23 protein-coding genes are annotated in these 24686 nt (G+C 73.2%); 14 read left to right on the top strand and 9 right to left on the bottom strand.

Going from position 1 to position 24686, the window contains the following annotated elements; translation table 11 throughout:
• Window positions 1-220: 220 nt before the first annotated feature.
• Window positions 221-1321 (bottom strand): calcium:proton antiporter, encoded by a 1101-nt coding sequence (locus B073_RS0107775; protein WP_018537517.1) that lies wholly within the window; start codon window positions 1319-1321, stop codon window positions 221-223.
• 50 nt (window positions 1322-1371) lie between these two features.
• On the bottom strand, window positions 1372-2118 hold the full coding sequence (locus tag B073_RS0107770) for a hypothetical protein (RefSeq protein ID WP_018537516.1): 747 nt from the start codon (window positions 2116-2118) through the stop codon (window positions 1372-1374).
• 243 nt (window positions 2119-2361) lie between these two features.
• On the opposite strand from B073_RS0107770, the gene ggt reads away from it, so the two are divergent.
• The gene (gene ggt, locus B073_RS0107765) at window positions 2362-4173 is read left to right on the top strand and encodes a gamma-glutamyltransferase (protein WP_018537515.1); all 1812 of its coding nucleotides are present in this window, start codon (window positions 2362-2364) and stop codon (window positions 4171-4173) included.
• A 173-nt stretch (window positions 4174-4346) separates the two neighbouring features.
• Window positions 4347-5867: an amidase gene (locus B073_RS0107760; RefSeq protein ID WP_018537514.1), complete on the top strand. Its 1521-nt coding sequence runs from the start codon at window positions 4347-4349 to the stop codon at window positions 5865-5867.
• On the opposite strand, the gene B073_RS0107755 is transcribed toward B073_RS0107760, so the two are convergent.
• The 4 genes from B073_RS0107755 to B073_RS0107740 form a co-directional block, all read right to left on the bottom strand.
• Window positions 5848-6405, bottom strand: a complete 558-nt coding sequence (locus B073_RS0107755; protein ID WP_018537513.1) for an isochorismatase family protein — start codon at window positions 6403-6405, stop codon at window positions 5848-5850. The two genes, B073_RS0107760 and B073_RS0107755, sit on opposite strands and share 20 nt — an antisense overlap.
• An 82-nt stretch (window positions 6406-6487) precedes the next feature.
• A complete protein-coding gene (locus tag B073_RS0107750; RefSeq protein WP_018537512.1) occupies window positions 6488-7951 on the bottom strand; it encodes an MFS transporter in 1464 nt (487 codons plus the stop codon).
• Window positions 7948-8379 carry a MarR family winged helix-turn-helix transcriptional regulator gene (locus B073_RS0107745; protein WP_018537511.1) on the bottom strand — a complete coding sequence of 144 codons (432 nt, stop codon included), beginning with the start codon at window positions 8377-8379 and terminating at the stop codon, window positions 7948-7950. Before B073_RS0107745 ends, B073_RS0107750 begins: the two co-directional genes overlap by 4 nt.
• Before the next feature lie 74 nt (window positions 8380-8453).
• Entirely contained in the window at window positions 8454-8807 is a 354-nt protein-coding gene (locus B073_RS0107740) for an ATP-binding protein (RefSeq protein ID WP_018537510.1), read from the bottom strand.
• 380 nt (window positions 8808-9187) lie between these two features.
• Here B073_RS0107740 and B073_RS0107735 point away from each other — a divergent pair, with 380 nt between their 5' ends.
• The 7 genes from B073_RS0107735 (at window position 9188) to B073_RS0107705 (ending at window position 14479) form a co-directional block, all read left to right on the top strand.
• Entirely contained in the window at window positions 9188-10039 is an 852-nt protein-coding gene (locus B073_RS0107735) for a helix-turn-helix domain-containing protein (RefSeq protein WP_026247168.1), read from the top strand.
• A 10-nt stretch (window positions 10040-10049) separates the two neighbouring features.
• Entirely contained in the window at window positions 10050-10241 is a 192-nt protein-coding gene (locus B073_RS0107730) for a hypothetical protein (RefSeq protein WP_018537508.1), read from the top strand.
• Between the two features lie 30 nt (window positions 10242-10271).
• The gene (locus tag B073_RS47605; protein WP_018537507.1) at window positions 10272-10430 is read left to right on the top strand and encodes a Scr1 family TA system antitoxin-like transcriptional regulator; all 159 of its coding nucleotides are present in this window, start codon (window positions 10272-10274) and stop codon (window positions 10428-10430) included.
• Between the two features lie 8 nt (window positions 10431-10438).
• The gene (locus tag B073_RS0107720; RefSeq protein ID WP_018537506.1) at window positions 10439-10630 is read left to right on the top strand and encodes a hypothetical protein; all 192 of its coding nucleotides are present in this window, start codon (window positions 10439-10441) and stop codon (window positions 10628-10630) included.
• 139 nt (window positions 10631-10769) lie between these two features.
• Window positions 10770-12194: a hypothetical protein gene (locus B073_RS0107715; RefSeq protein WP_018537505.1), complete on the top strand. Its 1425-nt coding sequence runs from the start codon at window positions 10770-10772 to the stop codon at window positions 12192-12194.
• 126 nt (window positions 12195-12320) lie between these two features.
• A complete protein-coding gene (locus B073_RS0107710; RefSeq protein ID WP_018537504.1) occupies window positions 12321-13163 on the top strand; it encodes a nitrilase-related carbon-nitrogen hydrolase in 843 nt (280 codons plus the stop codon).
• Window positions 13160-14479 (top strand): aminotransferase class III-fold pyridoxal phosphate-dependent enzyme, encoded by a 1320-nt coding sequence (locus B073_RS0107705; RefSeq protein ID WP_018537503.1) that lies wholly within the window; start codon window positions 13160-13162, stop codon window positions 14477-14479. Before B073_RS0107710 ends, B073_RS0107705 begins: the two co-directional genes overlap by 4 nt.
• A 63-nt stretch (window positions 14480-14542) precedes the next feature.
• On the opposite strand, the gene B073_RS0107700 is transcribed toward B073_RS0107705, so the two are convergent.
• The gene (locus B073_RS0107700) at window positions 14543-15427 is read right to left on the bottom strand and encodes an ABC transporter substrate-binding protein (RefSeq protein WP_018537502.1); all 885 of its coding nucleotides are present in this window, start codon (window positions 15425-15427) and stop codon (window positions 14543-14545) included.
• A gap of 332 nt (window positions 15428-15759) precedes the next feature.
• Here B073_RS0107700 and hydA point away from each other — a divergent pair, with 332 nt between their 5' ends.
• From hydA to trpS, 5 genes are all read left to right on the top strand, one after another.
• A complete protein-coding gene (gene hydA / locus B073_RS0107695) occupies window positions 15760-17151 on the top strand; it encodes a dihydropyrimidinase (protein ID WP_018537501.1) in 1392 nt (463 codons plus the stop codon).
• Window positions 17152-17162: 11 nt separating this feature from the next.
• A complete protein-coding gene (locus B073_RS0107690) occupies window positions 17163-18179 on the top strand; it encodes a TIGR03842 family LLM class F420-dependent oxidoreductase (protein ID WP_018537500.1) in 1017 nt (338 codons plus the stop codon).
• An 88-nt stretch (window positions 18180-18267) separates the two neighbouring features.
• A complete protein-coding gene (locus B073_RS0107685; RefSeq protein ID WP_018537499.1) occupies window positions 18268-18918 on the top strand; it encodes a hypothetical protein in 651 nt (216 codons plus the stop codon).
• A gap of 156 nt (window positions 18919-19074) precedes the next feature.
• Window positions 19075-19998 carry an RNA polymerase sigma-70 factor gene (locus B073_RS0107680; RefSeq protein WP_018537498.1) on the top strand — a complete coding sequence of 308 codons (924 nt, stop codon included), beginning with the start codon at window positions 19075-19077 and terminating at the stop codon, window positions 19996-19998.
• A gap of 233 nt (window positions 19999-20231) precedes the next feature.
• Window positions 20232-21368: a tryptophan--tRNA ligase gene (gene trpS, locus B073_RS0107675; protein ID WP_018537497.1), complete on the top strand. Its 1137-nt coding sequence runs from the start codon at window positions 20232-20234 to the stop codon at window positions 21366-21368.
• A 16-nt stretch (window positions 21369-21384) separates the two neighbouring features.
• On the opposite strand, the gene B073_RS0107670 is transcribed toward trpS, so the two are convergent.
• Together B073_RS0107670 and B073_RS0107665 are read right to left on the bottom strand one after the other, a co-directional pair.
• Window positions 21385-21891, bottom strand: coding sequence for a hypothetical protein (locus B073_RS0107670; RefSeq protein ID WP_018537496.1), 507 nt, complete (start codon window positions 21889-21891; stop codon window positions 21385-21387).
• The gene (locus tag B073_RS0107665; protein WP_018537495.1) at window positions 21888-24296 is read right to left on the bottom strand and encodes a molybdopterin oxidoreductase family protein; all 2409 of its coding nucleotides are present in this window, start codon (window positions 24294-24296) and stop codon (window positions 21888-21890) included. The genes B073_RS0107670 and B073_RS0107665 overlap by 4 nt, the downstream gene beginning before the upstream one ends.
• Between the last annotated feature and the right edge of the window lie 390 nt (window positions 24297-24686).

The raw sequence follows: 24686 nt of genomic DNA, 5'->3' as shown, positions 1-24686 counted from the left end.
ATTCAAGGCGCGTTCGGTCGCGGCGGCATGCGGGGGGAGCGAGACGGGTGGTCCGGCCGCGGGCGTACGGGGCGGAGCGGGCCGTACCGGGCGGAGCGGGGGAAGCCCCGGCCGGACGGGGGAACCCAGCCGGGGCGGTCCGCGGGGCGCGGCCCATGGGGCACGCTGCCAATTGAACGATAAATCATTCGCGGCGGCTCCGGCGCACCGGGGCGCACCGTCAGGGGCTGACGGCCAGCACGAGGTACGCCGCGAACAGCGTCAGATGGACGCTGCCCTGCAGCAGGGTGGCCCGGCCGGGCACCACCGTCAGGGTGCCGACGACGACGGTGAGCGCCAGCAGCACCATGTGGCTGGCGCCCAGCCCCAGGACGAGCGGGCCCTTGAGCCAGACCGTGGCCAGCGCGACCGCCGGAATGGTCAGCCCGATACTGGCCATCGCCGAGCCCAGGCCGAGGTTGATGCTGGTCTGCATCCGGTCCCGGCGGGCCGCCCGGACCGCCGCGATGGTCTCCGGGAGCAGCACCAGCAGCGCGATCACCACGCCCACCACGGACGACGGCAGGCCGGCCGAGGCCACCGCGGACTCGATGGTGGGCGAGACCGCCTTGGCCAGTCCCACCACCGCGACCAGCGCCACTACCAGCAGCCCCAGGCTGCTCAGCGCGACCCTCAGGGACGGCGGATCGGCGTGGTCCTCGGTGTCGATCACCTCGCCGGCCGTGGTGACCGGCAGGAAGTAGTCCCGGTGCCGGATGGTCTGGGTCGTCACGAACAGCCCGTACAGCGCCAGCGCGGCGATCGCCGCGAAGACCAGCTGCGGGCCGGAGAACTGCGGCCCGGGCGTGGTCGTGGTGAAGGACGGCAGCACCAGGCTGAGCCCGGCCACCGTGGCGACCGAGGCCAGCTCCGCCCCGGTGCCCTCGGCGTTGAAGACCGCCACCCGCCGCTTGAGCGCACCGATCAGGAGGCAGAGCCCGACGATGCCGTTGCAGGTGATCATGACGGCCGCGAAGACCGTGTCCCGGGCCAGCCCGGCGCTCTTGTCCCCGCCGTCCACCATCAACGTGACGATCAGCGCCACCTCGATGATGGTCACCGCGACCGCCAGCACCAGTGACCCGAACGGCTCGCCCACCCGGTGCGCGATCACCTCCGCGTGGTGCACCGCGGCCAGCACCGCCCCGGCCAGGAACAGCGACACCACCCCCACCAGTGCCGTGGGCAGCGACCGCCCCCACACCAGTACCAGCAGCACCACCGCGACGAGCGGCAGCGCACCGGCCCAGTGCAGGAAGGGCGTACGCGGGCGGGGGCTCATGCCCCGAGCCTGACAGAGAAACCGGGCCACCGCGCGTCGGTGAGGCCGCCTCAGGCGGTCGCCCGGTGCTGCCCCTTGGTCTCCGCCGGCGCCAGCGCCGGCTTGCTGACATCGGCCACCAGCTCCACCACATCGGGCCCGTACGCCTGCGAGTTGACCACCTTCAGCAGCAGCGCGAACTGCCCGTCCGTGCCGTGCCGGCGGGCCAGCCTGGCCCGGTTGCGGACCAGATGGCGGACCGCGGCCCGGTGGGTGACCGGCCGCTGACCGGCCGCCAGGAACACCGGCCGGCCGCCCTCCCCGCCCGTCACCCGGGCCAGCAGTACGTACTCCACCGCCCCCGGCTCCATCCGGTACGCCGTCCCACCGATGGTGAACGTGCCCCGGCCGGCACCGGTCGCGTCACCCGGGTGGACCGCGACGCCCGGCAGCAGGCTCGCCAGATGGGCGGCGAGCCGGCGGTGCACGGTCGGGTCGCCGACGCAGAACTCGGTACGTGCCCCGAAGCCCTGGAGCCCGGTGTCGTGCGGGGCGACCTCCGGGTGCGCGCCGCAGTTCTCGATGACCGAGGCCAGCCCCAGCAGCGCCAGCGCGTCGTGCCGCGGGATGCTCCACTGCGCCGAGGCGCTGTCCCGGTGGGTGACCAGGACGCACTCGGAACCGTCGGGCAGTCCGAAGAAGCCCTGTTCGCGGGTGAGCTTGCGGCGGGTGACGGCGGAGAGCCCGGCCCAGCCGGCGGCCAGCCCCACGAGGAGGGCCACCGCCGCGGTCAGGAGGAGCAGCAGGGTGTCGTCCATGGCGGGCGAGCGTAGCCGCTGTCGGGCGGGTGTTCGATGGCGGGCCGTCGGGCCGTACCCCTTGCCCCGGTCCGTGCGGATAGGGCGGGCACGGGCGGCTCGTCCCCGAACCGCCCGGACCCGCGCACCGTCCTCGCCGGGCGGCCGCCGGTCCCCGAAATACCCCCTGTCGGCGCGCTGTTGCCCCCGGTAGGCTCCGGCCCCTGCCGCCCCCTTTGCACCGCCCTAGGAGGAACCCCAGGTATGACCAACGCCCGACGTCTCACCGTCCTGGGAGTCACGGCCGCACTGGCCGGCTCCCTGATGGCGGTCCCGGCCGCCGCCCGCACCGCGGCACCCCCGGCCGGCACCGCCGCCCCCGCCAAGACCCCGGTCGCCGTCGGCTACGGCGGGGCGGTCGCCAGCGTCGACGCGGACGCCTCCGCCGCCGGCATCGAGGTGCTCCGCAAGGGCGGCAACGCCGTCGACGCCGCGGTCGCCACCGCCGCCGCCCTCGGCGTCACCGAGCCCTACTCCGCCGGCGTCGGAGGCGGCGGCTACTTCGTCTACTACGACGCCAAGTCCAAGACCGTCCGCACCCTCGACGGCCGCGAGACCGCCCCCCGCACCGCCACCAAGGACCTCTTCCTGGAGCACGGCAAGCCGATACCGTTCGCCGACGCCGTCACCAGCGGCCTCAGCATCGGCACCCCCGGCACCCCCGCCACCTGGGACACCGCCCTGAAGAAGTGGGGCAGCCGCCCCCTGGCACAGGTCCTCAAGCCCGCCGAGAAGCTCGCCGCCGACGGCTTCACCGTCGATCCGACCTTCCGCCGGCAGACCGCCGACAACGAAGCCCGCTTCCGCGACTTCCCGGCCACCGCCGCCCTCTTCCTGCCCGGCGGCAAGCTCCCGGCCGTCGGCTCGACGCTGAAGAACCCCGATCTCGCCCGCACCTACCGCGAGTTGGGGCAGCAGGGCGTCGGCGCGCTCTACCACGGCGCGATCGGCCGGGACGTCGTCCGCACCGTCCAGCGCCCGCCGGTCCGCCCCGGCAGCACCCGCAAGGTCCGCCCCGGCCACCTGACCGCCGCCGACCTCCGCGCCTACGCCACGATCGGCCACGCGCCCACCCACACCACCTACCGCGGCCTGGACGTCTACGGCATGGCCCCGTCCTCCTCCGGCGGCACCAGCATCGCCGAGGCGCTCAACATCCTGGAGAAGACCGGCCTTTCGCACCTGACCGAGCAGCAGTACCTGCACCGCTACATCGAGGCCAGCCGGATCGCCTTCGCCGACCGCGGCCGCTGGGTCGGCGACCCGGCCCAGGTGAACGTCCCGGTCAAGGGCCTGACCTCCAAGCGGTTCGCCACCTCCCGTGAGTGCCTGATCAACGACCACAAGGCCCTCACCAGCCCGCTCGCCCCCGGCGACCCGCGCCACCCGAAGCCCTGCGGCACCACCGGCCGGGCCGCCCCCACCACCTACGAGGGCGAGAACACCACCCACCTCACCGTCGCCGACAAGTGGGGCAACATCGTCTCCTACACCCTCACCATCGAGCAGACCGGCGGCAGCGGCATCACCGTCCCCGGCCGCGGCTTCCTGCTCAACAACGAGCTGACCGACTTCTCCTTCGCGCCCGCCGACCCGGCCGTCCCCGACCCGAACCTCCCCGGCCCCGGCAAGCGGCCCCGCTCGTCCATCTCCCCGACCATCGTGCTGCGCCACGGGCAGCCCGTGCTGGCGCTGGGCTCGCCCGGCGGAGCCACCATCATCACCACCGTGCTGCAGACCCTCCTCAACCACCTCGACCGCGGTATGCCGCTGGTGGACGCCATCGCCGCACCACGCGCCAGCCAGCGCAACGCCGCCGCCACCGAACTCGAACCGGCCCTGTGGAACAGCCCCCTCCGCAGGCAACTCGAAGCCCTCGGCCACACCTTCAAGCTGAACCCGGAGATCGGCGCCGCCACCGGCGTCCAGCGGCTGCCGGACGGCCGCTGGCTCGCCGCGGCCGAGAAGGTCCGCCGCGGCGGCGGCTCCGCGATGGTCGTCCGCCCGGTGCCGTAACAGCCCCACGTGGGCGCCCAGTCGGCAACACCGCCGACACCCGGACGGCGGTGTGTGCCGTCCGTGTGTCGTCGATGTGTCGCGCCGCGCGGCGTCGTTGCCGCTCCCCACGGTGCCGATTAGCCTCCTGGGACCGTTCGTTCGAATGAGCGGTCCCAGGGAGGGCACGCACCGTGAGCGTCGACGAGAACGAGGAACGCCGGACCGGGCCGTCCCCGGAACGCCCCCGCCGCCCGGGGCCCGCCGCCCCTTCGGGGAGCCTGGACGGACAGTGGGAGGGCCTCACCGAACAGGCCCGCGCCCTGGCCGAAGGACGGGTCACCGCCGTCGCCCTGGCGCAGCGCTGCCTGGACCGCATCGCGGCCACCCAGGACACCGTCAACGCCTTCCGTCGGATCCGGTCCGAGGCGGCGCTCGCCGAGGCCGCCGAGGCGGACCGCCGGCTCGCCGCCGGCGAGCGGCTGCCGCTGCTCGGCGTGCCGATCGCGGTCAAGGACGACACCGACGTGGCGGGCGAACCCACCGCGTTCGGCTGCGCCGGGGAGTTCCCGCCCAAGCAGCACGACGCCGAGGTGGTCCGGCGGCTGCGCGCGGCCGGCGCGGTCATCGTCGGCAAGACCAACGCCTGCGAACTGGGCCAGTGGCCGTTCACCGAGGGCCCGGCCTTCGGCGCGACCCGCAACCCCTGGAACCTCGCGCACACCCCCGGCGGCTCCTCCGGCGGCTCGGCCGCCGCGGTCGCCGCCGGAATGGTCCCGGCCGCGCTCGGCACCGACGGCGCCGGCTCGGTCCGGATCCCCGCCGCCTGGTCCCACCTCGTCGGCATCAAACCCCAGCGCGGCCGCATCTCCACCTGGCCGGACCCGGAGGCGTTCCAGGGCATCACCGGCATCGGCCCGCTGGCCCGCACCGTCGAGGACGCCGCCCTCCTGCTGGACGCCGCCAGCGGCAACCACGCCGGGGACCTGCACCGGCCGCCGGGCATCGCGGCCCAGGAGGCGGCCGGCCGCGACCCCGGGCGGCTGCGCATCGCGCTCTCCTGGAAGCCCGCCGCCACCTTCACCCGCAAACCGCTGCACCCCGACGTCCGGGACGCGGTGACCGCGGTGGCCCGCACCCTCGCCGGCCTCGGCCACTTCGTCGAGGAGGCCGAACCGGACTACGGGCTGGTCGGGCTGGCCTTCGTCCCGCGCGCCACGGCCGGCGTCGGCGAATGGGCCACCCGGGTCCCCGACCCGCGGCTGCTGGACCGCCGCACCCAGGGGGCGGCCCGGCTGGGCCGGCTCCTCGGCGGCCCGCCGCTGCGCCGCGCCCGGGCCGTGGAGCGGCGGCAACAGCGCCGCATCGGCATGCTGTTCGGCCGCTACGACGTCCTGCTGACGCCGACCACCGCGACCCCGCCGCCGCGCGTCGGCACCCTCGCCCGGCTCAGCGGCTGGCAGACCGACAAGGCCATGATCGCGGCCTGCCCGTACGCCTGGCCGTGGAACGTGCTGGGCTGGCCCGGCCTCAGCGTCCCGGCCGGCTTCAGCACCGACGGGCTGCCGCTGGGCGCCCAGCTGCTCGGCCCGGCACACGCCGAACCCCGGCTGATCTCGCTGGCCGCCCAGCTCCAGGACGCCCTGCGATGGCACGAGCGGCGCCCCGACGGGCACCCCGCGCCGACCGCCGGCGTCAGCCCAGAAGGCCGATGAGCGCCTCCGTGGTGTCGGTCTCGCCCAGCCGCGGGAAGATCCGCTGCACGCTGTTGCGGTGCGCGTCCGCGTCGAGGTCGGTCACCGCGTCGGTGGCGACGGTTACGTGGTAGCCGTGCTCGTGCGCGGCCCGGGCGCTGGACTCCACCCCGATGCTGGTGGCGATCCCGCCGAACACGAGCTGGGTGACGCCGCGCCGGCGCAGCTCCGCGTCCAGCCCGGTGCCGTGGAAGGCGCCCCACCGCTCCTTGGTGACGAGCAGGTCGCCCGGCTGCCGGTCCAGCTCGGGGACCAACTCCGCCCAGTCGGCCGGCGGCGTGCCGGCGCCGCCGGCCCGCCCGGCCTCGGTGCGGCCCGGCGCCCCGCCGGTGACGTTCACCAGCACCACCGGCAGCCCGCGGGCGCGGAACGCCGCCGCCAGCCGGGCCCCGCGGGCCACCACCTCGTCGGCGGGGTGGACGGTGGGCAGCGCGGTGATGCCCTTCTGAAGGTCGATCAGCACGAGCGCGGAGGTCGGGTCGAGGGCGGTGGCGGTCACGGTAACTCCTGGGTGGGGAAGTGTAGTTGGGGGAAGCGGTCGTTGAGGGGGACGGTGGTTGGGAGCGACTGTCGTGGCGTGATCAGCCGAGGGCCCGGTGGCCGGTCGTGCGCAGGCCCCGGTCGGCGAGGGTGAGGGCGAGCAGCAGCACGCCGAGGGCCACGCCGGTCAGCGCGATGGCGTGCAGCCCCGCGTCGGTGGCGCGCGGCCCGTACACCAGCCCGATCAGGCTGGCCGCGGTGATCGCGCCGAGGTACTGGGCGGTGCGCTGGAGTCCGGCGGCCGCGCCCACGCCGTCGGCCGGTGCCTGGGCGTAGACGGCGGCCTGGTTGCCGGTGGCGGCCAGGCCCTGGGGGATGCCGAACAGCGCCGCGGCGACCAGCAGCACCGGCAGCGCAGTGGTGCCGCGCAGCAGCAGGAAGACCGCGCTGCCCGCGATCAGACAGACCGCGGCGATCGCCAGCGGCGCGCGGACGCCCTTCGTCCGGGCCCCGGCCAGCGAGCAGACCGCGGCCGCGCCGGACATCGGCAGCATCACCAGCCCGGCATGGAAGGACGAGAAGCCGTGCGCCTGCTCCAGCCACTGGCTGAAGCCGTACAGGACGCAGTAGATGAGCAGATAGGCCAGCCCGTGCCGCAGGTAGGTCAGCACCAGCGGGCGGTTGCGGGCCAGCATCCTCAGGTCGAGGAAGGGCTGCGGGTGGCGCAGCTGCCACCACACCAGGACGGCGGCCAGTACCGCGGTCGGCGCGAGCAGCGGCCAGCGCGGCGCGTCCAGCCGCAGCAGGAAGAACATCGCGCAGGTCAGCGCGGAGGCGAAGAGCGCGATGCCGAACGGGTCGAGGGAGCCCCGGGCCGGGCCGCCGGCCTCGTCGGACGCGGCCGCCGCCCGGGTGTCCCGGTCGGCCGGGAGCCAGGCCAGGGCGCCGGCCAGCGCCAGTAGCGCGAGCGGGACGTTGACCGCGAAGACCGCGCGCCAGCCCGCCGTCACGGCGAGCAGCCCGCCGAGGGTGGGGCCGACCGCCGCACTGGCCAGCGCGGCCAGCGAGATCCGGCCGAGCACCGTCCGGGGCGTGGGCCGGCCCACCCGCCGCGACTCGGCGCGCAGCAGCGCCATCGCCGCCGGGTAGGCCGCCGCGGTGCCGGCGCCGAGCACGATCCGGGAGACGATCAGCAGGGTGAAGGTCGGCGCCAGCGCCCCGAGGACGCCCGCCGCGCAGACCGCGAGGGCGCCGCCGACGAAGACCCGCCGCGGCCCGATCCGGTCGGCGACCCGGCCCAGCGAGGGCTGCCCCACCGCACTGGCGAGGTACATCGCCGAGACCAGCCAGGCGGTGTCGGCGGCGCCGACCCGGAAGTCCCGGCCGATGGCCACCAGCGCGGTGGCGATCATCGTCGAGTTGATGGGGTTGAGGAGCGACCCCAGCAGTAGCGGGGTCATCAGGCGGGCGCCGAAACCGGGCTCGCCGGAAGGGAGTTCGCGGGACCCGCCGGCCCGTTCGGCGGTGCGGTCGGGGGCCCGGTCCGGGGCGTCGGGGGCGCTCATTCCTCGGTCAGCCGTCGGATCAGCGCGGTCGCCTCGGCCAGCGTCCGCTGTTCGTCGCCGGTCAGCCGGCCGGCGATGGCCACCGCGAGCCAGTCGTTCTTGGCGGCGCGGACGTCGCGGAGCACCCGGCGGCCCTCGTCGGTGAGCGAGAAGACCACCTGGCGGCCGTCGGTGGGGTGCGGGCTGCGGGCGAGTATCCGCTGCTCCTCCAGCGCGCCGACGGTCACTCGCATCGACTGCGGGCGCACCAGTTCGGCGCGGGCCAGGGCCGCGATCGTGGCCGGTCCGTCGGCGTCGATCCGCGCGAGCACCGCGCGCTGGGTGGGGGTCAGTTCGCCCTGCGGCGACGCGGCGCGCAGCCGGCGCATCAGCAGGGACACGGTCGCGCCGAGGTCGGTGGCGAGCCGTTCCTGATTCTTGTCGGGCATGGTTCGAGCCTAGGAGGTCGACAGGGAAACTTGCAAGTAAAACTTGCAAGTTTCCCTGTCGGGTGTCGCCCGTGTCACCCGCCGTGCAGCCGGACCCCGGCGACGACGGACTTCCCGCCGGGGTGGCGCGGCACGACCGCCCAGGCGGCGGAGACCGCGTCGACAAGAGTCAGCCCCCTGCCGTGACGGGCGTCAGGCGTGGGCATTCCGACGGTGGGCCTCCCTTCTCCCGGGTCGGACACCGCCAGCCAGTAGTGGCCGTCGGCGGGCCAGAGAATCAGCTCGACCAGCTGCTCTTCGTCGTACCGGGTTCCATGCCGCACGGCATTGGTGACGAGTTCGGACGTCAACAGGGCGATGTCGTCGGCCAGTTGCGTGGAGCTGTCGGCGGGCAGTGCCTGCCCGACGGCCCGACGGGCCCGTCGCACGGAGGCAGGGGTACCCGGGAAGAGCCAGTGGGAGGGGGTGGTGGGGATGCGCGGCCGTCGCGGCGCGGGTGTGGCGAGCGGAGGCGGTGACGGGCATGGAAAGGGGATGACGGGCATGGTTGAACACCTCGTTGGTGTCGGGTGATTGGGTGCGCACGTGCTCCCGACCGTGCCGGTGGCCTGCCTCCCTGGGTGCGAACGCCCCCGCCCCAGGGCAGGCGGGCACGCTCGCGCGGTGCGCTTCCGGCGGTTGCGGTGTGTGGCTTGCGCGATACCGAGCGTAGGACATCGGGGGTACATGTGCTACCGGACTGCTGAGGGGGATTGGCTCAGGATCTTGAGGCGGGGCACACTGGGTCGCATGTACGGAGAGGAATCCGATGCCGCCGAGGAGTAATCCCACTGCCCGTCAGCAGCGATTGGGTGCCGAGCTGCGGAAGTTGCGCGAGTCAGCCGGACTGTCCACCGAGATGGCGGCTGCGGTGCTGGCCACGAAGCGAACGGTTATCACGAGTACGGAGGCCGGTCGGCACGGAATCAGCCCTGAACGTGTGCGTCGGCTCGCCTGCAACTATGACTGTGCGGATGACGAGTTGGTCGACGCGCTCGCGCGTATGGCTGCTGAACGATCCAACGGCTGGTGGGAGGCGTATCGAGGTGTCCTGCCGCCGACTTTTATGGACATTGCGGAACTTGAATGGCATGCGCGCGCCTTGCGCATGAACACGATGACGCACCTCCCGGGACCATTCCAGACCGAGGCGTTCGCGCACGCGCTGTTTCAGGCGGCTGTCCCAGCCCTCCCTGCGGATGAACTGAAGGCCCGAGTGTCGCACCGTACTCAAAGGTGTCGTGCCATTGAACGTACGGAAGCGCCGACCTACACCGCCATAATTCACGAGGCTGCGCTCCGGATCGAAGTCGGAGGGCGGGAGGTTATGCGTGAGCAGCTGCGTCATCTCCTGGACATGACGGAAAGAAACAATGTCACGGTCCAGGCGATCCCGTTCTCGGCCGGAGCGTTTCCCGGTTCAGGGCAGGCCATCCTGTACGCCCGGGGTGAGGTGCCCTGCTTGGACACGGTCCAGCTGGACCGGACAACCGTTGCGGAATTCCTCCATATGGAGGCCCAGCTCCGCAAGTACCGGCTCCAGTTGGACCAGATGCAACGTATGGCGCTGTCGCCGGACAAGACACGTGACCTTATCCACTCCATCGCGCGGCAACTCTAGGAGCCCGTTCATGTCAGACATCAAATGGGACACCCCCTTCTGCCAGGACTCTGGCAACTGCTTCAGGTTCGGCACCGACGCCGACGGTAATGCGTACATCGCCGTCAACGGTCAGGAGGATCGCTACCTCACCGACTCGATAGAGGCCCTGCGTACGCTGATCCGGGACGTCAAGGCGGGCAAGGCGGATCACCTGCTGTGACTCGCGGGACCGGCGTGGAGCGCGTGCAGCGTGAGAACGGTGGTGCTCGACTCCGCGCACGGGCCGGAATTTACCCACGCCGAGGCTCAACTCGCCAAGTACCGAGCACACCTTGACTGGATGGCGGAGAACGCTCTGACGTCCGAGCGGTCACGGGACTTCATTCACGCCATCGCGTGCCAACTGTAGGAGACCGAATGTCTGACATCACCTGGGAAGCCCCGTTCTGTGGCGAGGGCAACAACTGCTTCAGGATCGGCACCGACGCCGACGGTAATGCCTATATCGCCGTCAACGGCCAGGAGGATCGCTACCTCACCGACTCGATAGAGGCCTTGCGTACGTTGATCCGGGACGTGAAGGCGGGCAAGGCGGATCACCTGCTGTGACTCGCGGGACCGGCGTGGAGCGCGTGCGGCCTGAGGATTCGGAAAAGCTCTCGTAGCACGCACGTCACCCTCCCCGAAACATGCCTGGTGTCCAATGCGGGCAGGCCGGAGAAGTCCGGTCCGCAGGGGAGGGCACGGCATGACGGACACCCAACTCCTCTCGCCCGTCGCGGAGTTCGCCCGGTACCTGACCGGTCTCGGGCGGCTGCTCGACCCGGCTGCCGGGTGGTACGGGGTCTTCGCGCGGCGCGATCCGGAGGGCCTGCGAGCCTGCCTGGAGGGCCGGGAGGTGCCGCCCTGGGACGTGGTGGAGTCACTGCTGCGCGATCTCGCGGCGCGCCATGGTGAGCGGGCGGTACGCACCGCGGAGCCGCGCGCCAGACTGCTGCACGCTCGCGCGGTCGCCGACCACGACGCCCGGCCCGGCAGCCGACCCGCCCTCCGGGAGCGGCTGGAGCTGATGCTCCGCGAGCAACAGCGGGCCGCCCGGCACGCCCGCGAACTGGAGGCCGCCGCCCGGACCGCCGTCGACCCGCCCGAGGGGGTGCGGCTCTCCCGGGAACTGGCCTGGGCCCGGGACGACCTGGCCCGCGCGCAGGCCCGGGTGCAGGAACTGCGGGCCCGCCTGGCGGCGCTGCCGGACCGGCCGGGCCCGGTGTCCGACGCCGCGGCGGGCGTCCCGGGACCACTCGCGGAAACCGTCCCGGGTGCACCCATCGAAGCCGTCCCGCGGCCAGTCGCCGAAGCCGTCCCGGACTTACCCGTCGAGGCCGCGCCCGAGCCGCCCGCCGAAGCCGTCCGCCACCGGGGCGCGGCACGGGCGGCCCGCCCCCGGGGTGCGCGGTTCGCCGGGCTGGAGCTGCCGGACGGGCCGTCGTCCGCCGACCCGGTGCCCGTCGAGCCGCCCGCGGCGCAGCCCGCCGCCGCGCCCCGACCGGCCCCGCGCGGCGCCCGCTTCGCCGGGGCGTACGCCGCGCCGGACGCGAAGAGTGGTGCACCCGACGACGCCCCGCCCCCCGACCCCGGACCCGAGGCCCGTCGCTTCGCCACCGCCACCGCGCACCGCCTCGCCCGGCTCCGTTCGACCGGCGCGACCGGCCCCGCACACGCCGAACTGTGCGCCGCCGCGAGCCGCCCGGCTCCCGAACTCCCCCTTCTCCTCGCCGCATTGGAGGACGTCGGCCTCGCCTCCGACGTCCCGGTCCTGCTCTGGGAGGCGGCCGGTCTGCCGCCCGCCGGGCTCGCCGCCGCCGCCGACGCGCTGGCCGCCGCGGGTCGCCCCGCCGACGGTACGACGCTGCTCCGGCAGAGCGTGGCCCGCCCCGTGGCCGAGGTCGCGGCGACCGCGCTGGCCCTGCTCGACCTGGGCCGCTCCGGCCAGGCCCGGGAACTGCTGGCCGGGGTGGCTCGGTCCCGCACCCCCGAGGAGGCGGCCGCGCTGGCCGAGGTGGACCCCGGCACCCTCGGGCCGCTGCTGCTGGCCGCGGCGCGTGCCGTCTCCCGGGACCGCCACCACGACCTCGCCCACGCCCTGCGCGCCGCCGGCCTCCCCACCGCGCCCTGACCGGCTCCACCCGCCGCGCCGCTCCGCCAGATGGTCTTGCCACGGTCCGTGACGCGGCTTACGGTCGCCTCCACACGCGTAGACATCCACGCGCGGCGGGCCGACGCAGCGACAAAGGAGCAGCCCATGGCCGATGTTGTGCGTGCCGCACTGGTCCAGGCGACCTGGACCGGCGACACCGAATCGATGATCGCGAAGCATGAGGAGCACGCCCGGGCGGCGGCCGCGCAGGGCGCGAAAGTGATCGGCTTCCAGGAGGTCTTCAACGCCCCGTACTTCTGCCAGGTCCAGGAGCCGGAGCACTACCGCTGGGCCGAGCAGGTGCCGGACGGCCCGACCGTGCGCCGGATGCAGGACCTCGCCCGGGAGACCGGGATGGTGATCGTCGTGCCGGTCTTCGAGGTCGAGCAGTCCGGTTTCTACTACAACACCGCGGCCGTCATCGACGCCGACGGCACCGTCCTCGGCAAGTACCGCAAGCACCACATCCCGCAGGTCAAGGGCTTCTGGGAGAAGTACTACTTCCGCCCGGGCAACGTCGGCTGGCCGGTCTTCGACACCGCCGTCGGCCGGATCGGCGTCTACATCTGCTACGACCGCCACTTCCCCGAGGGCTGGCGCCAACTGGGCCTCAACGGCGCCCAGCTCGTCTACAACCCCTCCGCCACCTCACGCGGCCTGTCCGGCTACCTGTGGAAGCTGGAGCAGCCCGCCGCGGCCGTCGCCAACGAGTACTTCGTCGCCGCCATCAACCGCGTCGGCGTGGAGGAGTACGGCGACAACGAGTTCTACGGCACCAGCTACTTCGTCGACCCGCGCGGCCAGTTCGTCGGCGAGCCGGCCGGCGACTCCCAGGAGGAACTGGTCGTCCGCGACCTGGACTTCGGCCTGATCGACGAGGTCCGCCGGCAGTGGGCGTTCTACCGCGACCGCCGCCCCGACGCGTACGAAGGGCTGGTCCAGCCGTGACGCCCGACCCGGGAAGCCTGCACGCCCGCCACCGGGCCGTGATGCCGTCCTGGCTGAGCCTCTACTACGACCACCCGCTGGAGCTCACCCACGGCGAGGGCCGGTACGTCTGGGACGCCGAGGGCAACCGCTACCTCGACTTCTTCGGCGGCATCCTCACCACCATGACGGCGCACGCCCTGCCCGAGGTGACCGAGGCCGTCGCCGAGCAGGCCGGCCGGATCCTGCACACCTCCACGCTCTACCTCTCCCGTCCCATGGTCGAGCTGGCCGAGCGGATCGCCGCGCTCTCCGGCATCCCCGACGCCCGGGTCTTCTTCACCACCTCCGGCACCGAGGCCAACGACACCGCGCTGCTGCTGGCCACCACCCACCGCCGTTCCAACCAGGTCCTGGCGATGCGCAACAGCTACCACGGCCGGTCCTTCTCCACCGTCGGCATCACCGGCAACCAGAGCTGGTCGCCCACCAGCCTCTCGCCGCTGCAGACCCTCTACGTCCACGGCGGGGTGCGCTCCCGCGGCCCGTACGCGCACCTGGACGACGCGGAGTACATCGCCGCCTGCGTGGCGGACCTGGAGGACATGCTCCAGCAGACCGCGGGCGGCGTCGCCGCGCTGATCGCCGAACCGGTGCAGGGCGTCGGCGGGTTCACCGCCCCGCCGGACGGGCTGTACGCGGCGTTCCGCGAGGTGCTGGCCCGCGAGGGCATCCTGTGGATCAGCGACGAGGTGCAGACCGGCTGGGGACGCACCGGCGACCACTTCTGGGGCTGGCAGGCGCACGCCGGGAACGGCCCGCCCGACGTGCTCACCTTCGCCAAGGGCATCGGCAACGGAATGTCCCTCGGCGGGGTGGTGGCCCGCGCCGAGATCATGGACTGCCTGCCGGCCAACTCCATCTCGACCTTCGGCGGCAGCCCGATCACCATGGCCGCGGGCCTGGCCAACCTCGGCTACCTCCTCGAACACGACCTCCAGGGCAACGCCCGGCGGGTCGGCGGCCTGCTCATCGAGCGGCTGCGGGCCGTCGCGGCGGGCCTGGACGTGGTGCGGGAGGTCCGCGGCCGGGGCCTGATGATCGGGGTCGAGCTGGTCCGGCCGGGCACCGACGAGCGGGCGCCGGAGGCCGCCGCGCTGGTGCTGGAGGCGGCCCGGGAGCGCGGGCTGCTGCTCGGCAAGGGCGGCCAGGGCGGCGCCGCGCTCCGCATCAGCCCGCCGCTGACGCTCACCGTCGCCGAGGCCGAGCAGGGAGCGGAACTGCTCGCCGACGCCCTGCGGTGGACGCAGCATCAACTCGCGGGGGACCGGCCGTAGGGGGCGTCCGGGGCGGGGCCGCCGGGTGCCGTCCCCGCCCGGCGCACCGCGGGCCTCCCGGCGCTATCTCCGGCCGGCGGCCGCCCGCACCGCGTCGGCCACCTCGGTGAAGAAGCGGGTGTGCGCGCGCCGGCTGACCGGTGCCTCCGGGTTCCACGGCAGCAGCCGCACACGGGCCTCGAGCGCCCGCCAGTTCTCGTCCGTGCGCAGCGCCTCGACCCGGGCGGCGTTGGCCCGTACGTCGATCAGGACGACGTCCGGGGCGAGCGCGGCGGCCTCCGCCCAGCCGACCGTCGACCAGTTGCTGCCGGCGCCCGCCACCGGCTCGGGCAGCTCGACACCGTGCTCGGCCAGCGCCCGCAGGTCCGGCCAGGTGCCCGGCCGGGCCAGGTGCACCTTGTCCGGCCCGGCGGGGGACAGTGCCACCACCCGCGGGCGGACCGGGCCGCCGGTCGCCTGCCGCAGCGCGTCCTCTGCTGCGTCCAACTCCCGTGCCATGGTGAGTGGTTCGCCCTGTCCCAGGGAGCCGGCCAGCGCCGCGAAGCGCTCCCGGACCTCGGCCAGGCTGCGGCCCGGGCCCACCGCGACGGTGGCCACCGGGACCTTTTCCTCCACCTCCCGTGCGGTCTTCGCCTCCAGTCCGTAGACCTGCTCGCCGTCGTAGGTCACCGCCACCACGAGGTCCGGGCGGGCCGCCAGCAGGGTGTCCGGGTGCAGTGCGGTGCCCGAGCCGAGGTAGCCGATCTCGGCCAGCGGCAGCTCGCCGGCCTTGGCCGGGTCGGCCGCCACCCCGTCGTGCTGGGAGCCGAACAGGCCCACCGGACGGATGCCGTGGTCCCACAGCGTGGCTCCCGCCTGTATGTACGCCACGATCCGTTCCGGCCGTGCTCCGGCCACCACCAGGCGCCCGCGGTCGTCGGAGAACTCCCACGGTGTGCTCTGCTCCATGACGCATCGCCTTTCTGACGTCATCTGTGCGCTTTTTGACGTCCCTCGTGCCGATTGTGAAGGTGTGGTTCCGCAATGACTTTCGAAGTTGTGGGTTCCGGAGTCTGTTACCTGCCCATCCGGCCACCCCCGCACCCCTCCCGGCCCCGGCCCCCGAACCCTCGCGCGCCCCGTTCAACCACCCGGCTGACCGCCGCCCCGACATCCAACCGCCGGCTGATCCTTCGTCACGGTATTGCCACCTTGGGTGACATGCTTCTACGGTGTCTGCTTCCCGTCCGGAATCTACGGGTGTAGACCAGCTTTGACGTGCCGTCAGGTAGGGAGCCGAGATGAGCCGTACGGTCGTCCGGGGCGGACTGGTGATCACCGCCGCCGAGGAAATGCACGCGGACGTTCTGATCGAGGGCGGCCGCATCGTGGCCGTCGCCTCCTCCGGCACACAGGAGTGGACCGCCGACCGCGTCATCGACGCGACGGGCAAGTACGTCATCCCGGGCGGCGTCGACGTCCACACGCACATCGAGATGCCGTTCGGCGGGACGGTCTCGTCCGACACCTTCGAGTCCGCGACCCGGGCGGCGGCCTGGGGCGGCACCACCAGCATCATCGACTTCGCCATCCAGTCGGTGGGCCAGTCACTGCGCGAGGGACTGGACCTCTGGCACGCCAAGGCCGACGCCCAGTGCGCCATCGACTACGGCTTCCACATGATCCTCTCCGACGTCAACGCCTCGACGCTGCGGGAGATGGACGCGCTCGTGGGCGAGGGCGTGACCTCGTTCAAGCTCTTCACCGCCTACCCGGGCGTCTTCTACAGCGACGACGGGCAGATCCTGCGGGCGATGCAACGCGCCGCCGACAACGGCGGGTTGATCATGATGCACGCCGAGAACGGCATCGCCATCGACGTACTGGTGCGCCAGGCACTGGAACGGGGCGAGACCGAACCCCGCCACCACGGCGAGGTGCGCCGGGCGCTGCTGGAGGCAGAGGCGACGCACCGCACGATCCAGCTCGCGCGGGTCGCCGGCGCCCCGCTGTACGTGGTCCACGTGGCGGCGCAGGAGGCCGTCGCGGAGCTGACCGCCGCCCGGGACCTGGGACTTCCCGTCTTCGGGGAGACCTGCCCGCAGTACCTCTACCTCTCCACGGACAACCTCGCCGAGCCCGACTTCGAGGGCGCCAAGTACGTGTGCAGCACCCCGCTGCGGCCCCGTGAGCACCAGGCGGCGCTGTGGCGCGCCCTGCGCACCGACGACCTCCAGGTGGTCTCCACCGACCACTGCCCGTTCTGCTTCGCCGGCCAGAAGGAGCTGGGCCGCGACGACTTCTCCAAGATCCCCAACGGTCTGCCCGGCGTGGAGAACCGCATGGACCTGCTCCACCAGGCGGTCGTCGACGGGCACCTCACCCGCCGCCGCTGGATCGAGATCGCCTGCGCCACCCCGGCCCGCATGTTCGGCCTGTACGGCAAGAAGGGCACCATCGCCCCCGGCGCCGACGCGGACGTGGTCGTCTACGACCCGACCGCCGAGCAGGTCCTCTCGGCGGCCACCCACCACATGAACGTCGACTACTCCGCATACGAGGGCAAGCGCGTCACCGGCCGGGTGGAGACCGTCCTGTCGCGCGGCGAACTCGTCATCGACCAGCGGAAGTTCACCGGGCGCGCCGGCCATGGCCAGTACATGCCGCGCGCCACCTGTCAGTACCTGCACTAGGAGGCCCCACCGTGGATTTCGGAATCGTCCTGCAGACGGACCCGCCCGCATCGACGGTCGTCGAGTTGATGCGGCGCGCGGAGAGCAAGGGCTTTCGCTACGGCTGGACCTTCGACTCGTCGGTGCTCTGGCAGGAGCCCTTCGTCATCTACAGCCAGATCCTGGAACACACCACCGACCTTGTCGTGGGACCGATGGTGACGAACCCGGGCACCCGCACCTGGGAGGTGACCGCCTCGACCTTCGCCACGCTCAACGACATGTTCGGCAACCGCACGGTGTGCGGCATCGGCCGCGGCGACTCGGCGATGCGGGTGGCCGGCCGGAAGCCGAACACGCTGGCCACGCTGGGGGAAGCGACCCGCGTCATCCGCGAACTGGCGGAGGGCCGGGAGGCCGAGGTGGACGGGCGCACCCTGCGCATCCCCTGGGTACGGGACGGCCGCCTGCCGGTGTGGATGGCCGCGTACGGGCCCAAGGCGCTCGCCCTGGCCGGCCGGGAGGCCGACGGCTTCATCCTCCAGCTCGCCGACCCGTATCTGACGGAGTGGATGGTCAAGGCGGTCCGGGACGCCGCGACCGCCGCCGGCCGCGACCCGTCGTCGGTGACGGTCTGCGTGGCCGCGCCCGCCTACCTCACCGACGACGCCTCGCCCGCCGCGCTGGCCCACGCCCGTGAGCAGTGCCGCTGGTTCGGCGGCATGGTCGGCAACCACGTCGCGGACCTCGTCGCCCGCTACGGCGAGCACTCCGCCGCCGTCCCCGAGGCCCTCACCGCCTACATCAAGGAACGCGACGGCTACGACTACGCCCACCACGGCCGCGCCGGGAACCCGGACACCGCCTTCGTCCCCGACGAGATCGTCGACCGCTTCTGCCTCATCGGCACCGCCGAACAGCACATCGACAAGCTGCGCCGGCTGAAGGCCCTGGGCGTCGACCAGTTCGCGCTCTACGCCATGCACGACGCCCGCGAGCAGGTCATCGACGGCTACGGCGCGAGCGTCGTCCCCGCTCTGCAGCGCTGAACGGGGCCGGGCGGCGCCCTGCGGGGGAGCGGGGCGCCCGCCCGGCGCCCGCCCGACGCGAGGTGCACCATGAAGACAGAGGTGCGCCATGAAGACAACCGCGAAGACCACCGAGATCGTCTCCGAGCTGCTGTCCGACCACGGCCGGACCTTCGCCGAGGAAGCCGGCATCACGCTCCGCGACAAGCCCGCACCGCTGTATCAGCTGCTGGTCCTCACGGTGCTGTGCTCGATCCGGATCAAGGCCGAGATCGCCACCGACGCCGCCCGCGAGCTGTTCACGGCGGGTTGGCGCACACCACGGGCGATGGCCGACTCCGCCTGGCAGGACCGGGTCGACGCCCTGGGCCGGGCCCACTATGTCCGCTACGACGAGAGCACCGCGACCGCCCTGGCCAAAGGGGCGGACCTGGTGCTGGACCGCTGGCACGGCGACCTCCGGCGGATGCGGGAGGAGGCCGACGGCGACCGGGCGAAGCTCCGGGAACTGCTCAGGGAGGTCCCCCGGATCGGGCCGGTCGGCGCGGACATCTTCTGCCGCGAGGCCCAGGCGGTCTGGCCCTCGCTGCGCCCCTACTTCGACGAGCGGGCCTGCGCGACGGCGAAGGAACTGGGCCTGCCGCACACCCCGCGCGGCCTCGGTGACTTGGTGCCGCCGAAGGACCACGCCCGGCTGGCCGCGGCCCTGACCCGCATCGGCCTGTCCAAGCAGGCGGTCAGGGAGCTGCAGTCCGCGTAGCGCGCAGCGGGCCCGGGGCCGCCAGGAGCCGGGGCGGCCCCGCCGGACCCCGCGCCCGGGCGCTACTCTGACCTGCCGACGGCCCGGACGATCACCGGGCCGGGGCCGCGCCGGCACCCGCCGCCGGGCGGCCGGGCCTCAGGGGGAGGATGCGGCATGAGCAAGGTCGAGGAATTCGAGGAGCTGCGGCCGCTGCTGTTCTCGATCGCCTACCGGATTCTGGGCAGTGTCGGCGAGGCCGAGGACGCGGTGCAGGAGACCTGGCTGCGCTTCGACGCCTCGTCGACCCGGCCCGACTCGACCAGGGCCTTCCTGTCGACCGCGGTGACCCGGATCTCGATCGACGTGCTGCGCTCCGCGCGGGTGCGGCGCGAGGAGTACGTGGGCCCGTGGTTCCCCGAACCGCTGCTGAGCGATCCGTACCAGGACCCGGTGCGCTCGGCGGAGCTGACCGACTCGGTGTCCATGGCGGCGCTGTTGCTGCTGGAGCGGCTCAGTCCGCTGGAGCGGGCGGTGTTCGTGCTGCGGGACGTCTTCGGCTTTGGATTCGACGAGGTCGCCGCGGCGGTGGGGCGTGCGGAGGCGGCGTGCCGCCAGCTGCTGGTGCGCGCCCGGCGCCATATGGCGGACGGGCGGCCGCGGTTCGCGGCGGACCGGCAGGAACGCCAGGAGCTGGCGACGCGGTTCGTCGGCGCCCTTCGCGAGGGCGACCTCGACGGCCTCCGGGAGCTGCTCGCCGCCGAGGTGTCGATGGCCGGCGACGGCGGCGGCCGGACCCCGCAGCTGGCCCGGGCCGTCGTCGGCGCCGACAACGTGGCCCGGCTGCTGGCCTCCGTCTTCCCCTGGCTGGCCCGGATCGAGGTGACCGCCGAGCCGCGGGAGATCAACGGCCAGCCGGGCGCCCTCTTCCACGACCGGGACGGCAGGGTGCTCCAGGCCCTGACCCTCGACGTGCTCGACGGCCGGATCCAGGCCATCCGCCTGGTGCTCAACCCCGACAAGCTCGACCACCTCGGGCCGGTCGCCGACGCCTGGGCCGTCGACCGCGAACTGAAGCAGGCCCGCCGACAGGGAAAGTGAGTCCCTGTCAGCTGATTCGCAGCTCCGCTGCTCCGTCCATGGCCGCCGGCCGGCACCGGGCCCCTATGATGGGCCCATGCAGCCGTCGTCGTGCCTGAGCTGGTGGCGCTCCTCGTAGGAGCGGCCGCCTCTCACGCATGACCAAGGGCCGTTCGGACGGACGGCCCTTTTCGTGTCCCCTGGAACAGGGGTGGCGCCGTCCCGACGGGCACCACCGACCACCAGGAGACCCCATGAACACCACGGCACCGCTCGCGGACCTCGACGCCCATGCCGCCCCCACTCCCGCCTCTGCCTCCTCGGCTCTTCCGCCCGACCGGCTGGGGGCGTCGGCCGCGCGGGAACGCACCGCGGTGCTGGAAGAGCTGATCCGCACCGACCCCGGGCAGTTCCGGATCCTGTCCGGCGACCGCCCCACCGGACGGCTGCACCTGGGCCACTACTTCGGCACGCTCCACAACCGGGTACGGCTGCAGAACCTCGGCGCGGAGCTGTTCGTGCTCATCGCGGACTACCAGGTGCTCACCGACCGCGATGTGGCCGAGAACCTGACCGCGTACGTCGAGGAACTCGTCCTGGACCACCTCGCCGTCGGCGTGGACCCGGCGCGCAGCACGATCTTCACACACAGCGCCGTCCCCGCCCTCAACCAGCTGCTGCTGCCCTTCCTCAGCCTGGTCTCCGTCGCCGAACTCCACCGCAACCCCACCGTCAAGGACGAGATCGGCCACTCCCGCCAATCGGCCGTCAGCGGCCTGATGTTCACCTACCCCGTCCACCAGGCCGCTGACATCCTCTTCTGCAAGGCCAACCTCGTCCCGGTCGGCCAGGACCAGCTTCCGCACCTCGAACTCACCCGCACCGTCGCCCGCCGCTTCAACGACCGCTACGGCAACGGCTCCACGGTCTTCCCCCGGCCCGACGCCTTGCTGTCGAGCGCGCCGCTGCTGCTCGGCACCGACGGCACCAAGATGAGCAAGAGCCGGGGCAACGCCCTCACCCTGGCCGCCGGCGCCGACGAGACCGCCCGGCTGATCAAGGGCGCGAAGACCGACGCCGAGCGCCACATCACCTACGACCCCGCCACCCGCCCCGAGGTGTCCTCGCTGCTCCTCCTGGCGGCCCTCTGCCAGGGCCGGACACCCGAGCAGGTCGCCGCCGACATCGGCTCCGCGGGCGCCGCGGCCCTGAAGCGGACCGTGACCGAGGCGGTCAACGAGTACCTGGCGCCGCTCCGCGCCCGCCGCGCCGCGTACGCGCAGGACCGCGCCCTGCTCCGCCGCATCCTGCGCGAGGGCAACGAGCGGGCCAACGCCGTGGCCGAGGCCACCCTCGCCGAGGTGCGTACCGCGATGAACAGCCACTACTGAGAGGCACGGTGTCCGGTCAGTCGGCGACCGCGACGGCCTGCGGGGCCGCCTCCCTGATCCGGGTGGTGATCCACTTGATCTGGGTGCGGGTCTCGTCGTGCAGGGCGGCCGCCTCGGCGAGCAGCGCGCGGTCGCGCAGCGCCCGGGCGACCTGGCCGAGCATCACCCAGTGGATGTGGACGCGCTGCGCCTTCTCGTGGAGGTGGCAGAGGTCGTGGAGCAGGGCCACGCCCGCCTCCGGGCGGTCGCCGCGGAACGCCGCGGACGTGTGGCGGACGGCGTCCCGTACCGCGGACAGCGGCTCGGGCGCGGCCGCCGGGGCGTGCAGGCGCACCTCGAAAAGCTCCCCCCAGGCCCGGATTCGCGCGGCGTGCCGGTCGCACTGCGCGGCGACGGTGTGGGCCGGGTAGTACGTGCCGCGGTCCGCCGCCTGGCGTTCGGCGACGCTGCGGCAGGTCTTCGCCAAGTCCGTCACGGCGTCGTGGAGTTCGCGCAGGAGGGCGCCCGCCTTGTCCGTCTTCATCGTTGCGGCTCCGTGGCATCGGTGGGGCCGCCGGCGCCGTCGGTGGCGTTCAGCCCCGCGTCGGTGACGACGACCGGCCGGCCGCCGGCTTCGGCGTCGGCGACCTTGGTCAGCCGCACCGGAGTGGCCTTGTAGACGGGTTGTCCGGACACCGGGTCCCATGCGGTGTGGGTGAGTTCGTTGGCGGCCCGGTTGTGCCGGTCGGGGTCGGTCTGGTCGAAGTAGCCGTAGTGGAACGGGACGAACACCAGGCCGGGGCGGCTGCCGCGCAGCACGGCGGGAGCCTCGACCTCGCCCTGGCGGGAGGACACCCGGACCAGGTCGCCCTCGGCGATGTCCCGGCCGTGCGCGTCGTCGGGGTGCAGCTCCACCCACACCTCCGGTGCCGCGTCGACGAGTTCGGGGACACGGGCGGTCTTGGTGCGGGTGTTCCAGTGGTAGACGCTGCGGCCGAGGGTCAGCTGCAACGGGTAGTCCTCGTCCGGGAGTTCGTGCGGCGGCAGGTAGTGCGCCGCCTTCAGGACGGCCCGTCCCGCGGGGTCGTGGAGCCGGTACTCGTCGGGCTCGTGCCGGGCGCCGGTGGCGAGGTCGTGCCCGTAGTCCTCGCAGCGGTCGGCGGCGGTGGGGAAGAGGTGGTCGGTGTAGAGGCGCTCGGTGCCGTCGGGGGCGGACTCCGTGCAGGGCCACTGCACACCGTCGCTGCTGCGCAGCCGCTCGTAGGTGAGCGCTGACTGGTCGCAGGGCCGCCCCTTGGTCAGGGCGATGAAGTCGTGCCAGGCGTCCTCCGGCTGGTGCCAGCGCAGCAGCGGGTCGCCGTCGCGGTCGGTCAGGTGCATCCGCCGGGCGTAGTCGAGCAGGACGGCGAAGTCGCTGCGGGCCTCTCCGGGCGGTTCGACGGCCTTGTGGGACAGGTGGACGGTGCGGTCGGCGTTGGTGACGCAGCCGGTCTTCTCGCCCCACATGGCGGCGGGCAGCACCACGTCCGCCAGGGCGGTGGTCTCGGTCGGGAAGGCGTCGGAGACGACCAGGAAGAGCCGTTCGGATCCGAGGACGGCGCGGATGCGGTGCAGGTCGGGAAGGGAGACGGCGGGATTGCTCCCGGTGATCCAGAGGAACCTGATCGAACCGGTCTCGCAGTGCCGGAAGATCTCCATGGCGGGCGTGGGCGGCGCCCAGTGGGGGATGCGCAGCGGGTCGACGTTCCAGTGGTCGGCCAGGTGCTGGACGTGGGCGTCGTTCTGCCAGTTGAGGAAGGCGGGCAGGGAACCGTCGGCGCCGGCCTCCCGGGCGTTCTCGGCGCTGGGCTGGCCGTTCATCTGGAAGACCGTGGCCCCGGGCCGCCCGATCATGCCGCGGACGAGGTTGATGTTGTTGACCTGCACGGCGGCCGCGGTGGCCTGGTGCGACTGGTAGACGCCCTGGAGGACGGTCGACACCAGGTGGTGGGCGGTCCCGATGAGGTGTGCCGCCCGCCGGACGAGGTGCGCCGGGACGCCGCAGATCTCGGCGGCCCGCTCGGCGGGATAGTCCGCGACGGTCTCGGCCAGTTCGGCGAAGCCGGTGGTGCGGGCGTCGACGAAGGCCCGGTCGATCCGGTCGTTCCGGATCAGTTCGTGCAGCAGCGCGTTGAGCAGGGCGACGTTGGTGCCCGGACGGACGGGCAGGTGCACGTCGGCGGCGCGGGCGGTCGGTGTCAGCCGCGGATCGACGACGATCAGCCGCGGGCGGTCCGGACCGTGCAACCGGTCGAGCATCCGCGCCCACAGCACCGTCTGGCTCTCGGCGACGTTGTGGCCGACGAGGAACAGCGTGTCGCAGTGGTCGATGTCGGTGTACGAGCCGGGGTCCCCGTCGCTGCCGAAGCTCTCGATCAGCGCCCGTTGCGCGGTCGCGGTGCACAGTCGGGTGCTGGCGTCCAGATGGGGTGTGCCGATCCCGCCGCGGGCGATCAGTGCCTGGGCGTAGTGCTCCTCCGCGAAGAGCTGGCCGCTGGTGTAGAACGCCATGGCCAGCGGGCCGTGCCGGGAGAGGACGGCCTGCGAACGCTCGACCACGGCCGTCATGGCCGTCTCCCAGTCGACCTGCCGCAGCGCTCCGTCGATCCGCATCTGCGGGTGGAGCAGCCGGTCCCGCGAGTGGCCGGCCTGCCAGCCGAAGAGTCCCTTCGGGCCGAGCCGGCCATGGTTGACGCGGTCCTGGGCGCGCCCCCGCACCCCCACGATGCGGCCGTCGGAGACGGCGATGTCCAGCCCGCAGCCGTTGGAACACAGGACGCAGACCGACGGCACCCACCGTTCGACGTGGTCGTGCGGGATCGCCAGGCATGCGTCGACGCGGAGCGGCCAGCTGCCGCCGGCGGGATAGGGGGTCCGCTTGCCCCACACATCGCCGATCCGGTCAGCCATCGTCTGCTCCCTTCCCTGACTGGTCCGCCCAGACCGGCCGGCCGCTCCCGACCTTACGCTGCGTGATCGCCCAACTCCGGCTGCGAATCCCGGCGTACCCGCGTGCCCGGTCGACGCGCACCCGGTCCGACGTGTGCCCCGGGCTGCCGGGCACGCCGCTGAGCTGAGGCTTCGTCAGGCGTGGCCACCTGCGCGGCGGATGGCCGGCCGGAACGAAAACCGCCCGTCTGGAGTCGCCTGACGCTCCGTCAGGCAGCCGTGCGAAAGCCCATCCGGGCGAACGCCCGGCCACGGCCGGTCAGCGTTTGCCGTCGCGGTGACCGTCTTCGCCGCGGCGACGGCGGGCCCGCTGAGACGACAGGACCTAGCGCCGCCGGCCGTGAGGGCCGG

This window comes from Streptomyces sp. MspMP-M5, from assembly GCF_000373585.1.
Lineage (GTDB): Bacteria > Actinomycetota > Actinomycetes > Streptomycetales > Streptomycetaceae > Streptomyces.
The sequence above is the reverse complement of the archived record's forward strand: the minus strand, read 5'-3'. Positions and strand labels throughout refer to the sequence as shown.